This window comes from Agreia bicolorata (assembly GCF_000938265.1).
GTDB classification, from domain to species: Bacteria; Actinomycetota; Actinomycetes; order Actinomycetales; family Microbacteriaceae; genus Agreia; species Agreia bicolorata.
Genome location: NZ_JYFC01000003.1, coordinates 574,151 through 587,224 on the forward strand (window position 1 = coordinate 574,151; position 13,074 = coordinate 587,224).

Here is a 13,074-nt window from a genome sequence, read left to right on the forward strand (position 1 = left end):
GCCTAGCAAAGTCTCCGATCAGGGCAGCGGCTGCATCCGGCGCCGCGAGATCGCCACCAGCGTCAGCGCCACGCCAACGGCTCCGGCGATCACCAGCGTCGCGATCGCCGAGCCGACCTGATCCCAGCCTCCGTCGCCGGCTGCGAGTGCCTGCAGCGCCCGGGTCGCCTGAGCCAGCGGAAGGCTGCCGACCAGTGACTGCAGCGGATTGTCGGCTCCCGCTCGCACGAAGAGCGTGCCGGCCGCCGCGAGTTGCAGGGCGACGACCGCCAGTGAGATCGCCCAGCCGATGCGGCCGAAGAGTGCCACCAGCCCCTGGTGCAGCAGCACGAAGGCCAGGGAGATTCCGAGCACGACGAGCACGCTGCCGGCGTGGTGAACAGGCGATACGCCGAAGGCCGCAAGCCAGATCAGAACGAGCACGGCCTGCGCCAGAACGAGCGCGGCCACGACCGCGAACGAGCGAGCTCCGATGCGCCAGCTCGACGCGGCCGAGAGCAGGGCCCTCGGCGGGAACGGACGCAGCAGGACGAACAGCACGAGGGCGCCGATCCATAGCGCGAGCGGCAGCACGGCGATCGATATCGCGGTCTTCGGCGCGGGTGCTGCGGTGGTGTCGCTGGTCGTCGTGACGATCGGGTCGCTCACCACCATCGACAGGGTCTTCTCCTGGTCGTCGGTGTAGCTGGGCACGGCGTTGGCGGCTGTGCGAAGGCCGGATGCGAGTTGCCCGGTTCCGCTTGACAGCTGGGCTGCGCCGCTCGACAGCGCCGCGGTTCCCGTGTTCAGCGCAGAGGTTCCTGCCGCCAGCTCGGAGGCTCCGCCGGCGAGCAGGGTGAGCCCATTGCTCAACTCGGGCGTGTTGGTGGCGAGGGCGCCGGTGCCCGTTGCGAGCAGCTTGTTCGCCTCGGTGAGAACGCCCGAGCCGAGGGTGGCCGCGTCGAGGTCGATTCCGATTCCGATGGCCTGCGCCTCGGTGGTGTCCGCCGTCTGCTGCGCCGCCTCGAGCTTCTGCTGCAGCTCGAGTTTGAGGGGCGCCAAGGCCGGGTCTGTGGTGGTGTCGATGCCGTCGATGACCTGGCGCAATGCATCCATCTCGCCGCGCAGTTGCAGCTGGTTCGCCTGAAGGGCCTCGGCCTTGCGGGCCGTGTCGCCCAGCCCTGAGGTGAGCAGCGTCGATCCGTCGACGGTCACGCCGGCCAGGGCGTTGAGCTTCTGGGTGGCGTCGGGCAGCGCGCTGGCTCCGGCGGCGGCAGCAGAGAGTCCGCTCGACAGCTGCTGCGCGCCAGCGTCGAGCTGCGCGGTGCCGGTCGCCGACTGCTGCAGGCCCGTGGCCAGCTGGCTCGCGCCCGAGGCGAGGGTGCCGGCGCCGTCGGCAACGGTGCCGAGCTGGTCGTGCAGATCGGTGTAGCCCACGAGCAGTTGAGACACGAAGCCCTGGGTGAAGGTGGTCGCCAGGCTCTCGTGCAGACTCCGGGCGAGTGCCGAGGCGAGTGCCTGCGCCGACGCTCCCTGCGCGCTGCTGGTCTGCACCTCGAGTTGAGCCTGCACGGGTGTGTCGCCCGTACTTGAGATGTATGCCGCCGAGAAGTTCGACGGAACCGTCACCACGGCCGAGTAGAGGCCGTCGGACAAGCCCGCTGCTGCGGCGGACGGGTCGGTCAACGTCCAGTCGAAGCCGCTGTCGTCGCCCGACACCAGCTGCTGGGTGAACAGCTTTCCGGCGGCCACGGGCGTGGACTTTCCGCCCGCTTTGCTGTCGATCGGAGTATCGAGGTTCACGATCGCGGCAGGCAGGGTCGGCACGCCGTTGGCCGCAGTCGGTGTCGTCGGCGTCATCGCCGTGACCGCGACACCGGCCACCACCAGCGGAGCCACGAGGACCAGGGCGAGAAGTGCCCCGCGCAGCCAGCGCGGTCTACGTGAGTCTGCATCGTTCAGCAGGCCGGTGAGCGCGCTCATGCCAGCACCTTTCCGTTCAGGTCGTGCGCCGGGTCGTTGACGGCCAGACTCAGCTCGACGAGGTGCGTGATGCGACCGAGGGCTTCTGGGTCGAACTGGTGTGTCGTGCCGGTCGCATCGCTCGCGTCGGTCGCGCTCGCCGCGAGGGCGATCGCGAGGGTGACGTCTGCAGGCGCGGCCTCGGCGAGGGCGAGCACAAAATCGGATGCGTGCCGCGGCTCGAGCGCGCTCGTCTCGACAGCAATCAGCGGCCGGCCCGACGAGAGCGCGATGGCCACGTCGACGGCGAGCAACTGCTCACCCGAAAGCTCGTGCAGCGGCGTCTTGTCGGTCACGCGCCGTGCGCCTGCGCTCCGGAGGGCGTCGGCGGGTTCGTTGATTGCGGGCAGTCCATCGGATGCCGTGCCCCCGGTGACCTCGTCGCTCACCGCGGCGAGCAGGGCGGGCAGGATGCGGTGCGCGATTCCGCGACGATCCGCGCGGTGGCCGCGCGGTGCATCCATGGCGATCTGAGACGTGAGATAGCGGCCCACGGTAAGTGGCTCGGCGGGCTGAGCGAGCACGAGTTCGCTCTGGCCGCGCAGCGCGTGGGCGTCGAACGGCAGCGCTTTGCCGAGCACCGTGAGGTGGCCCGAGACGGGTCGGGCCCGGCCGGTGAGCGCGGCGAGCAGCTCGATGCGCGCGGCAACAGATGCGCCGGCGAACAGCAGGACGTTGCCGACTTCTGCGTCGATATCGACGGGGGAGAGGCCGGCGATGACGAGGTCGCGAGCCTCGATGGCCGGCGCGGCCGGGGCCGCGTCGGCCTGCCCGTCCGGGTCTGAGCCGGGCGCGGCCGGGGCCGGGCTGGCCTCGGGGTGCCAGCCCCGGGCATCCAGAAGCTCGTGCACTTTCTCGCCCTCGAGATCGACGTTCGGCACGATGCGGTCGAGCCACGCCGGAAGATGCCACGCCCGATCGCCGAGCAGCGCCATAAGGGCGGGAATGAGGGTCATGCGCACGATGAAGGCGTCGATGAGCACGCCCACGGCGAGGCCGCCGGCGAGCGGCTGAAGCACGGCGCCTCCGCCGGGAACGAACGACGCGAAGACACTGAACATGATCAGCGCGGCGGCTGTGACCACGCGTGCAGAAGCGGTGAAGCCATCGATGACCGAGCGATGCGCGTCGCCGGTCTTCGTGTAGTCCTCGCGCATGCGGGTCACGAGAAAGACCTGGTAGTCCATGGCGAGCCCGAAGAGAACGGCCATCACGAGAATGGGCATGAAGCTGATCACCGGGCCGACCTTCTCGACGCCGAGCGGATCGGCGAGCCAGCCCCAGTTGAAGACCGCGGTGACCACGCCGAACGACGCGCCCACCGAGAGCAGAAAGCCGAGGGTCGCCGTGAGGGGAACCGCCAGCGAGCGGAACACCATGGTCAGCAGCACGATGCAAAGGCCGACCACCACCAGCGCGAAGGGCAGCAGCGCGTTGCCGAGGCGGCCCGAGATGTCGATCGCGATCGCGGTCTGGCCGGTCACCATGTAGCCGAAGTCGTTGGCCTTCTCGAAGGCGGGCTCCATGTCGCGGATGCTGGTGACGAGAGCCTTGGTCGCGTCGGAGTCTGGCGCGCTCGACGGGGTGATCGAGATGATCGCCATGTCGAGCGCCTGGTTCGGAACCGCCTGGCTTACGGCGGCCACGTCGGCCACGCCGGTGAACTGCTTCTCGAGGGCATTGAGCGCATCCTCGATCTTGAGCGTGCCGCTGATGTCTGCGGTCACGAGCAGCGGACCGTTGAATCCGGGACCGTAGCCCTTGGCCAGCAGGTCGTACGCTACGCGCGCCTGCGTTCCGGGGGCGTCATAGCCCGCATCGGGCACCGTGAGCTTGAGGCCGAGGGCGGGCACGGCCAGCAGACCGAGGCCCAGCACCGTGGCGACGACGGTGATCACGGGGCGTCGGGTCACCATGGTCACCCAGCGGTGCCGGATGCTCGTCTCCTCGGTGCGCGGGCGTCGCGGCGCGCGCGTGGCCGGCTTCTTAGACGTGTTCTTGGAGGCTTTCGGCGCCTTGGGCGTGCGCACCCGGGGGATCATGCGCTTGCCGCAGAGGCCGAGTATCGCAGGCAGCAGGGTAATAGAGATGACGATCGAGATGACCACGCCGAACGCGGCGCCCGCGCCCATAACAGAGAGGAACGGGATGCCCACGACCGAGAGGCCGAGCAGGGCGATGATCACGGTGAGGCCGGCGAACACCACCGCGCTGCCGGCCGTCGCTGTGGCAAGAGCCACCGATTCTCGGGGCGCCATGCCGGTGGCCAGCTGCGCTCTGTGTCTCGACACGATGAAGAGGGCGTAGTCGATTCCCACGGCGAGGCCGAGCATTTCGGCGAGCACGGGTGCTGTCGACGAGATCGTGACGAAGGCCGAGAAGATGCCGATGCCGCCACTCGAGATGGCGACGGCGATCAGGGCGGTGACCAAGGGCATCCCAGCCGCCAGAAGCGAGCCGAAGGTGATGGCGAGAATCACGAAGGCCACGCCGAGGCCGATCGCTTCCTGACTCAGATCGGAGGCGGCCGCGGGCGGGGTGACTCCGGCGTATGAGACGGTGAGCCCGTCTTTCTCGGCGGCATTGCCCACGCTCTGGATGTTCTCCTCGGCTTCCGGGGTGAGCGAGGTCTGTGGCACGTCGTACTGCACCGAGACGTAGGCGAGCGACTTGTCGGCGGAGATCTGGCTGGAGTTGCCCGAGGCGAAGGGGTCCGCGGCGTTCGCCACATTGGGCATGGCACCGAGGTTCTTGGAGATGGCACTGATCTCGGAGGAGTAGTTGTCGATGTCGTCGCCCGCGGGCGCCTCGAAGATCACCTTTGCGCTGCCGCCGCTGGCCTGCGGGAACCGCGTCTCGAGCATGTCGATGGCGGTCTGCGATTCGGTTCCCGGAATCTCGACCGACTGTTGCATCTGGCCGTTGAGAACGTGCGCTCCGCCGAGTGCGGCCACGGCCAGCAGCAGCCACGCCGCGATAATCAGAAAGTGTCTGCGGGCGGAGAATGCCCCGATCGAATAGAGCAGTGTTGCCATGAAAAGCACGTCCCCCGGTGAGCGCTTGCACCCATTGGATGCGCCGCGCGGTTACGGCCACGGGGCATGCCCACGATACCGGAGCAGGCACTCAGACGCGACGAGGCATCACGAATCTCCGCCGAGGCCGGTCACACCGAGTCGGCTGCTCTGTTCTCGATGAGATTCAGTTGTGTTCCGTCAGGATCGATGAGGAATCCCGCTCTCAGACCCCACGGCTGCATCGTCACGGGATGCAGGCGCGGTCTGCCCGCCGACTTCTCCTCCACGCCGGTCTGCTTGATCCGCCGATAGAGCTCGTCGACATCGTCGACTCGAACGCTGCACATAAAAGAGCTCTCGTCGGGAACGAGGTCGGCGAAGGGGAAGAACTCGAGCTGCAGATCGCCGCGGCGCAGAATAAGCCACTCGTCGCTTCGGTAGCTCGGCTCGAATCCGAACGCGCCGTAGAAGGCGACGGTGACGTTGAAATCACGAGACGGCAGGTTCGGTGCGGCGTGATCGGTCATAAAACGAGGCTAGCGACGTGGATGCTTTGGGGCCACTCCTCGATAATCCCCCCGAACGAGGGGTCACAATGCTGCGCGTGCCGCGTCGGTGCGGCAAAATTGAGCGCGACGACATCGAGGAGGTTCTCACCCGTGACATCGCCGAGACCAGCAAGGCTCGCTCTCTTGTTCAGCGCCGCACTCATCGCCGCCGCGCTCGCGGGATGCTCCACTTCGGCAGTCACTGACTCCCCGACCTCCACCCCGCCATCTGCCTCGGCGACACCGACCCCGACTGCGACACCCGACGCATCCGCCGGGTCTGGCGAAGATCGTTACGCGACCTTCTGTGCAGCGAACGGAGCGGCGTCGGCGGCGAAGGCGGGCACGGTCGGCGAAGACCTCGAGGCGGTCAAGGCGCAGGGCGTGGCCATTCGGGCGCTGCTACCGATGACGGACGTGAGCTCTGAGATCGCGGCGGGCGCAGAGGTGTTCGCCATCTCGACCGACGAGACTGCCGGGATCCTCGCGCAGTTCCCCGCCGACACCCTGGTCTCCGACGTGGGGCTCGACCCGCGGTTCACCCAGTCGCAGTCGATGCAGAGCGCCATGACCGATCCCAACTACCAGGCCTTCATCGCCTGGACCATCGAGACCTGCGGACTCGGCTCGGGAGAGAACGGCAACAATCCGTGAACCTCGACTCGGGTGGTTGCGTGCTTTTTATACAACGTCGCGCCGCAAAATTTACGCTGCGTAGGGCATGACCTTACTGTCTCCAGGTAGTATCACGAGACCGGGCACCCTGGAGGACTGCCTGACATCAATGAACGGATGACATGGACGAGCAACCGCAGTTCCACGAAGTCGAAGCACGGTCGGTTCTCGAAACGGGCATAGCTGGTCTCGATCACATCACTGGCGGGGGGCTGCCGCGAGGGCGCGTGATCAGCATCTTCGGGGCAGCGGGTGCCGGAAAGACTGTGCTCGGTCTGCAGATTCTCGCCCATCGGGTGAGCATGGGTGAACGTGCGGTCTTCATCAGTTTCGAGCAGACGGCCGACAGCGTTCTCGAAGACATGGCCGGCTTCTCCTGGGGCGCCGATGGTTTTCCCGAGGATGACCTGATCGTACTCGAGACCGGGGTGCCGACTGATCTGCACATATCTGGGCGATTCGATATGCAAGGGCTGATCGCCACGTTGCTTGCCGTGACCGACGCGTCGGGCGCCACCATCGTGATGCTCGACGGACTCAACGCGCTGCTGTCGCTGCTGCTCGAAGAAGCGGACGAGCGGCGAGAGCTCTTGCGCCTCACCGACTGGGTGCGCAGCCAGGGCCTCACTGTGCTGATCACGGCGAAGGCCAGCGCCGAGAACGAGCGCGCACGCACCCGCGCTGAGATCCTCGACTACCAGACGGACTGCGTTCTGGTGCTGGATCGTCTGCAGACCGGCAACACCATCTCGCGCACTCTCCAGGTGACCAAGTACCGAGGGGCCGCTCACATCGGACACATCGTTCCCGTCGTGATGACGCACAACGGCGTCGACGTCGTTGTCGCCGCAAGTCTTGTGCTCGAAGACTCCACGACGAGCGTCTCCGGGTCGCGGCCCGATGAGCGGATGCCGACGGGCGTGGAGGAGCTCGACCCCCTCTTGGGTGGGGGATACCTGGTGGGCTCGAGAACCCTCCTCTCCGGCGCGCCCGGAACATCGAAGAGCACCCTCGCCGCTGCATTCTCGCTCGCCGTGGTGCAGGGCGGTGGCCGGGTTCTCTATGTGAGCTTCGATGAGGTGCGCGCCCAGCTCGAGCTGCATACCTCCAGCGTCGGTTACTCGTTCCGCGAGCCGCTCGAGAACGGCAGCCTTCGCATTCTCGAGGAGTCTGCGGCGGGTGGCACCCCGGAGGAGTCGGCGCTGCGCATCATCCGCGCGGTCGACGAGCTCGGCGCGAACGCGGTGGTCATCGACCCTGTGTCGGCGTTGACCAGCTCGGGGCAGCCATTCGTCGAGGAGGCGCTCAGCTATCTTCTGACGAGCCTCAGCCAGCGCGGGGTCACCGTGCTGCTCACGTCACTGCTTCACGGCGCTGCGTCGCTCGATGATGAGGCGACGAATAGCAATATCTCGACGATCGCAGACAACTGGATTCACCTCACCTACATAGCGAACGGAGGGGAGCGCAACCGGGCGCTGACGATCGTCAAGTCGAGGGCAACCGCGCATACGAATCAGGTGCGAGAGCTCGTGATCACATCGGACGGTATCGAGCTGCGTCCCGCGTACGCCGCTGACGGCGACGTGCTACTCGGCTCGGCACGCGTTCAGAAAGAAGAACAGGATCGCACAGCGGCCTGGCTGCGTTCCGTGGAGTACGAGCGGGGGGAGGCGGAGATCCTCGCGTCGATGGCAGAGCTCGAAGGCCGCATCTCGGGTCTCGGCAACGAGGTCGACCTGCGTCGCCGAGATCTCGAGCGGCTGCGATCGACGAGAGACGGCGCTCTGGAGCGGACGGCAACGGCGCTGGAGGCCCGTGTGGCCTCTCGCAGGTCGGGCAACCTCGCGAACGAAGGCGAGGCAAACCAGAAATGACTGAGATGTCGACATCGAGAAGCGCCGAGTTGACCCTGCTCGTGGCGGGAGAATCGTCGGCCGCGCGATCGGCGCGAGCCACCCTCGACACTCTGATCGGTGACGGTCTGGCAGAGGCCTCGCACGTCCGTGTCATCGATGTGCTTCAGCAGCCCGATTACGCGCTGCGCTACAAGGTCTATTTCACGCCGAGCCTCATCGTCGAGACGTCGACCACGACGACGACGATCGTGGGAGACCTTCACGAAATCGACGAGGTCAGGTCGCTTCTCGCCGCTGCCTGACCGGCGCGGCGGTCTATTCGCAGCTTCACAGCGGCCCGGATGCCTACTCTTGGTCACGACCGTACGACGGCGTCGGTGACCGGCGTGCTCTTCGAGCGAGTGTTCACCGGGTCGCACCTGAGAACTCCCGAATGGACAGCATGCCCTCCGTCAAACACGCCGCACCCGCGCCCGGGGCGCACTCGTACATTCTTCGCGCGGCCCCGCATCCACGACGAACGCTGATCGTCGCGATCGTCGCCGTCGTGATGCTCACCCTGATCGGGTTCCTCCTCCGATCGCATCCCGTCGACCTGCAGCTCTCCCAGGCGTTCAATGCAGCCCACGTCGGCGCGCTCGGGGCGTTCACGTCGGCGGTCTATGTGGCGATCGGACCTGTACCCGCGATCATCGGCACAGCTCTCGTTGCGGTCGCGATCGGTTTCGTCGGACGGAATTGGCGCAGGGCTGCGGCCTTCGCCGGCGTCGTCGGTCTCACCTGGGTTCCATCCGACCTGGTGAAGATTCTCGTCGATCGGCCGCGACCGGACGCGCAACTGCTCGCGCATCCCTACTCCCCGGCGCAGGTCGACGCCTCGTACCCGAGCGGGCACACCGTGTTCATCGTGGCGTTGGTGATCGCTGCGCTCTACCTACTCGTCGGCACCCGCTGGTTCCGTGTCGGAGTGGTCGTCGGCGGTGTGCTCGTCGCGGTCGTTGTGCTCTCTGTCGTGATCGATGGCCTGCACTACACGTCGGATGCTCTGGCCTCGGTTGTCTGGGCTCTGGCCGTCGCCCCGGCCGCCCGCCTCGTGTGGGTCGACTGGATTCTCGCGCGGTTCTGGCCCGGTAGGCGCTGATTCGGCTCAGACGCCAGTCACGAGGCGGATGCCGGCGGAGATCTTGGCCACCATGTAGGCGGGCAGGTCGCCCACCGGATACGGGTCGATGAACTCGCGACTGACCGCGCCGAGCTGAGAAGCGACGGCCACGGAATCCTTCTCCAAGCCGGAGGCCTCGACGGGCACCACGACGTTGCCAGGGAATCCCTCGAGAATGGTTCGCTCGAACTCACGGAGAAAGGCTCCATCTGCGGCCGGCTGTCCCGCGCGGGCGATCGTTGCGTTCGCCAATGTGGTCAATTCGGCTTCGCCCTCGAGCTCTGCTGCGAGCTTCGCTCCTGCCAACCTGTAGAACTCAGACCTGTTCATGCCGCGCCGTGCCGCGATGCGCTCAAAACGCTCGAAGTCGCCATCTGGAAGGGAGATCGCCGTCTTCATGAACCAAGTATCACCAGTCATACCGCAGAATCGGGCGCATTTCTGACCTGTCGCGTGGTTGGGGCGCTCCAACTCAGGTAGAACCGGCCCGTGGCGCACGAAGCCTCTCGATTCCGCGCAGTTTTCCTGAATAGTGGCGCACTGGCCCGGGGTACTTCCGCTCAACGCCGGGCAGATGGCCGTGGCGGCACCCCACCCGCGAGCCGCAGCGCCAGCGCCGTGCGGTTCGCGCACGAGACGCGCGTCGTCGAAGCTCGTGAGAACTAGCACGGGCAGGCCGGGATGCGACGTGGCGCACTGCTGCACGAGTCCGAGCCCGTCGAGCACCGGCATCCGCGAATCGGCGAGCACGACGTCGGGCTTGTGCTGGTCGTCACCGCTCTGCGCCGCGGCAAGCGCATCCTGGATGGCGAGAGCTGAGGTCGAGAGCTCAGCCGGCCCCGGGCGCTGTGCGCCGCGGAACCGACTGAGCTTCGCGAGCTCAGCGGCAGATGGATCAGGGCTGATAGAGCTGAATCTGGTCGAGCTCGGCGAATCCTGTTCCCTTGGTGAAGGTGATCGTGTTGGTGCCTGCCGCGAGTGTGACGTTCAGTTGAGCCCAGCCGAAGCGGCCCCAATTCGCGGTGGGCGGGTACGACACCGTCAACGCTGACCCGTTGTTGACGCTGACGGCGTGCGTGCTGGTCGTTGTCGTGCCGTTGTCGTAGCGAACGTTCATCGTGTAGGTTCCGGCCGCGGCCGCTGTGACGGTGAACTTGACAGAGCTGGTGGCGTTGTTGATGTTGCCCACCTTCAAGCCGCCCTTGGCGTCGGCCTGCGTCACGGTCGAGGTGTCGGTGCGGGTGGCGGATTCGGCCTCGTACTGCTGTGCATTGATGGGGATCGATCCGACCCGCACGTCGTTATACGTGGTGGCCAGGTTCTCGACGTTCGTCGCCTGGTACAGCGTCTTTCCGTCAGCGCTGCTGTCGAAGCTCTGGGCGAATCCACTGAACGTGCCGCCCTCTGTGTCGGCTGCGTCGTAGGTCACGGCGTAGGGCAGTTGCTCCCACGAACCGCTGCCCTGGTTGCGATTGACGAAGAAGTTCTGCCCGCCGTCGATGGCGCCGGCTGAGGTGAGGCCCCACTTCGACGAGACGACGATCATGCCGTTCGAGTTTCCGGCGGTCGGAACCCAGCGCACTTCGGGTGATGACCCGAGACCCCTCCCGTTGGGGAGCGATATCTTCGTGCCGAGGCTCGTGGTCGGCGACCAGTTCAGCCCGTCGGGTGAGGTCTTGTAATAGACCGGCGCGGTGTTGTTCGACTGGCTCGGTTGATTGACCACCTCGTAGGTTGCGATGTAGTTGCCGTTCGGCAGTCGGGTGACGGTGATCATGCCGGGCCGGTCGCTGTTGTTGTTCGGAGCAGAGACGTTCACGACGCCACCCCAGGTCAGGCCGCCATCAGTAGAGCGGCGGTAGCTGACGGCCTGCAGAACCCCGCTTGCCTTCTGGCGTTCGTCAGAGAAGTAGGTGACGAGTCCGCCATTGGCGTCGACTGCGAGAGAGGGTTCCCAGACGGTCGACGTGGTCGAGGTGGGACTCGGGTCGTAGACGGCCGCCCCACCCGTGTCGACTGTGCTGACGAACGACCAGGTCGCACCGTGATCAAGACTCTTGTACATCACGAGGCGGCTGCTCGATCGATCGGAGGGCATGATCATTCCGCTGAGCAACAGAGTGCCCGCAGGCATGGAGCCCAGTGCGATCGGGGTCTCGTACAGCGAAGGCTGTGCGGTTCTCGTGAGCGAGGGAAACTGGATGCTCGGCGAGACGGTCGCGATGCGGCTCCACGTGGTGCCATTGTTTGTGCTGCGGTAGATCGGGTAGACCTGCACCCCGTTCTCGAGAACGAGCTGATCGAACGTGACGATCTGGGTGCCGTTTGAACTGCCACTGTTCTTCAGCACGATCATCTTTGCGTAGGTCGTTCCGGCCGCCCGGCCACCCTCTGGATTGAACGATGTGCCGGCGGCGGGCGAGTAGACCAGACTCCCGTTGCCGGTCGTGACGGCGAACGCCGGACCGGCGAAGGCCTGCGGGGCGATCATGGTCGCCGCTGCTAGCGCTGCGATCAAAACGAGGCGCTTTAGGCGCCGTGGTGGGGTAGGTCTGAGATTCAACGTCATTGTCTGGATCGCTCCTCGATAGATGCGGATAATTTACATCGATGTAAATTTCAAGCTAAACTAGCCGTGGGAGTGCTGTCAAGGCGTGAAATTCTTCGGGAAAGGCGTCGGGGTATTCTTAGCCCACGTATCTGATTGGGGTGCTGATGGGTCGGTCTGCGCGCGAAGCTCCGAGAATGCGAGATGTCGCTGCGCTGGCGGGAGTGTCGGCCAAGACGGTCTCGAATGTGCTGTCGGGGTACGAGCACGTCTCTGAAAAGATGCGTGCTCGAGTTATGGATGCCGTCTCCGAGCTCGGCTACGAGGTCAACGTGTCGGCGCGTAATCTGCGGGTGGGCAGTACTCGGGTGCTGGGCCTGGCGGTTCCGGAGCTGAGTCAGGCATATTTTGCCGAATTGGCAGACGCGGTCATTCGTGCTGCCGGCGCGCGAGGGTACACGGTGCTCATTGAGCAGACTCTTGTTGATCGGTCGCTTGAGATCACGACGGTCTCTGACATGCGACGGCACTCGATTGATGGGCTCATCTACAGTCCCCTGGCTGTTCGCCCGGGTGACGTCGACCTGCTCGACGTCGACTTTCCGATTGTCGTTCTGGGCGAGAAGGTCGAGGGAAGCCGTTCGGACCACGTTGCGATGTCGAATGTCGAGGCCATGAAGGTAGCCACCCTGCACGTGCTCTCGCTGGGCCGACGCCGTGTCGCGGTCATCGGAACGCAGCCTGACGGTCCGGTCGGCACGGCAGCCTCACGACTGCATGGCTATGTCGAAGCCTTGGCTGAATATGGCATCGATGCCGATGCCGACCTCATTGTGTCGGCCGCACTGTGGCATCGCGAGAACGGGGTCGAGGCCATGGAGCGCCTCATCGCCAGTGCAGTGCCGTTCGACGCCGTCGTCTGCTTCAACGACGCGTTGGCGCTGGGGGCGATGCGCGCCTTGCATCGGCATGGACTTCGCATTCCCGACGATGTCGTTGTTGTCGGTTTCGACGACATCGAAGACTCGGCCTACTCGACGCCCTCCCTGACGACGGTCTCTCCGCACCGAGACGAGATTGCGCAGAACGCCATCGACATTCTCATCGAGCGCATCGAGGGTGACGGTGCCCGCCCCGATCCACGGCGCGTCGAGACCGGGTACTCGTTGGTGATCAGAGAGTCATCGACGGGAGTGAGTGTCGGCCAGCGCTCGGCGCTCTAGCCCTCTCCGCACGTCGCGGCGTGCATGAGTTGACACGGCTG

At 65.9% G+C, this 13,074-nt stretch carries 10 protein-coding genes and 1 pseudogene; 5 read left to right on the forward strand and 6 right to left on the reverse strand.

Annotation, left to right across the window (positions count from 1 at the left end; translation table 11 throughout):
- Positions 1–18 precede the first annotated feature (18 nt).
- From TZ00_RS09590 to TZ00_RS09600, 3 genes are all read right to left on the reverse strand, one after another.
- Positions 19–1,962, reverse strand: coding sequence for a YhgE/Pip domain-containing protein (locus TZ00_RS09590; protein WP_044441133.1), 1,944 nt, complete (start codon positions 1,960–1,962; stop codon positions 19–21).
- Positions 1,959–5,036, reverse strand: coding sequence for an MMPL family transporter (locus TZ00_RS09595; protein ID WP_052521444.1), 3,078 nt, complete (start codon positions 5,034–5,036; stop codon positions 1,959–1,961). Before TZ00_RS09595 ends, TZ00_RS09590 begins: the two co-directional genes overlap by 4 nt.
- 131 nt (positions 5,037–5,167) lie before the next feature.
- Entirely contained in the window at positions 5,168–5,545 is a 378-nt protein-coding gene (locus TZ00_RS09600; protein WP_044441135.1) for a bleomycin resistance protein, read from the reverse strand.
- 132 nt (positions 5,546–5,677) lie between these two features.
- On the opposite strand from TZ00_RS09600, the gene TZ00_RS09605 reads away from it, so the two are divergent.
- The 4 genes from TZ00_RS09605 to TZ00_RS09620 all read left to right on the forward strand — a co-directional run bounded on the left by TZ00_RS09605 (position 5,678) and on the right by TZ00_RS09620 (position 9,241).
- The gene (locus TZ00_RS09605) at positions 5,678–6,220 is read left to right on the forward strand and encodes a hypothetical protein (RefSeq protein WP_152631135.1); all 543 of its coding nucleotides are present in this window, start codon (positions 5,678–5,680) and stop codon (positions 6,218–6,220) included.
- Between the two features lie 143 nt (positions 6,221–6,363).
- A complete protein-coding gene (locus TZ00_RS09610; protein WP_044441140.1) occupies positions 6,364–8,118 on the forward strand; it encodes a DUF7125 family protein in 1,755 nt (584 codons plus the stop codon).
- Between the two features lie 5 nt (positions 8,119–8,123).
- A complete protein-coding gene (locus TZ00_RS09615) occupies positions 8,124–8,402 on the forward strand; it encodes a circadian clock KaiB family protein (RefSeq protein ID WP_161793756.1) in 279 nt (92 codons plus the stop codon).
- A 140-nt stretch (positions 8,403–8,542) separates the two neighbouring features.
- On the forward strand, positions 8,543–9,241 hold the full coding sequence (locus TZ00_RS09620; protein WP_161793757.1) for a phosphatase PAP2 family protein: 699 nt from the start codon (positions 8,543–8,545) through the stop codon (positions 9,239–9,241).
- Between the two features lie 6 nt (positions 9,242–9,247).
- Here TZ00_RS09620 and TZ00_RS20365 read toward each other — a convergent pair whose 3' ends face one another.
- From TZ00_RS20365 to TZ00_RS09635, 3 genes and pseudogenes are all read right to left on the reverse strand, one after another.
- Entirely contained in the window at positions 9,248–9,661 is a 414-nt protein-coding gene (locus TZ00_RS20365) for a hypothetical protein (RefSeq protein WP_238579651.1), read from the reverse strand.
- 267 nt (positions 9,662–9,928) lie between these two features.
- A pseudogene (locus tag TZ00_RS20370) lies at positions 9,929–10,012 on the reverse strand (DNA-binding response regulator); the annotation flags it as partial.
- A gap of 145 nt (positions 10,013–10,157) precedes the next feature.
- On the reverse strand, positions 10,158–11,753 hold the full coding sequence (locus TZ00_RS09635; protein ID WP_152631136.1) for an exo-alpha-sialidase: 1,596 nt from the start codon (positions 11,751–11,753) through the stop codon (positions 10,158–10,160).
- Positions 11,754–12,007: 254 nt separating this feature from the next.
- Here TZ00_RS09635 and TZ00_RS09640 point away from each other — a divergent pair, with 254 nt between their 5' ends.
- Positions 12,008–13,033: a LacI family DNA-binding transcriptional regulator gene (locus TZ00_RS09640; protein WP_044441144.1), complete on the forward strand. Its 1,026-nt coding sequence runs from the start codon at positions 12,008–12,010 to the stop codon at positions 13,031–13,033.
- Positions 13,034–13,074 lie beyond the last annotated feature (41 nt).

Excerpts from the sequence above, each read along its gene's own strand:
- TZ00_RS09600 (WP_044441135.1), bottom strand. The coding sequence starts at position 5,545 with ATGACCGATCACGCCGCACCGAACCTGCCGTCTCGTGATTTCAACGTC.
- TZ00_RS09610 (WP_044441140.1), top strand. The coding sequence starts at position 6,364 with ATGGACGAGCAACCGCAGTTCCACGAAGTCGAAGCACGGTCGGTTCTC.
- TZ00_RS09640 (WP_044441144.1), top strand. The coding sequence starts at position 12,008 with ATGCGAGATGTCGCTGCGCTGGCGGGAGTGTCGGCCAAGACGGTCTCG.
- TZ00_RS09595 (WP_052521444.1), bottom strand. The coding sequence starts at position 5,036 with ATGGCAACACTGCTCTATTCGATCGGGGCATTCTCCGCCCGCAGACAC.
- TZ00_RS09620 (WP_161793757.1), top strand. The coding sequence starts at position 8,543 with ATGCCCTCCGTCAAACACGCCGCACCCGCGCCCGGGGCGCACTCGTAC.
- TZ00_RS09590 (WP_044441133.1), bottom strand. The coding sequence starts at position 1,962 with ATGAGCGCGCTCACCGGCCTGCTGAACGATGCAGACTCACGTAGACCG.
- TZ00_RS09615 (WP_161793756.1), top strand. The coding sequence starts at position 8,124 with ATGTCGACATCGAGAAGCGCCGAGTTGACCCTGCTCGTGGCGGGAGAA.
- TZ00_RS09635 (WP_152631136.1), bottom strand. The coding sequence starts at position 11,753 with ATGATCGCCCCGCAGGCCTTCGCCGGTCCGGCGTTCGCCGTCACGACC.
- TZ00_RS20365 (WP_238579651.1), bottom strand. The coding sequence starts at position 9,661 with ATGAAGACGGCGATCTCCCTTCCAGATGGCGACTTCGAGCGTTTTGAG.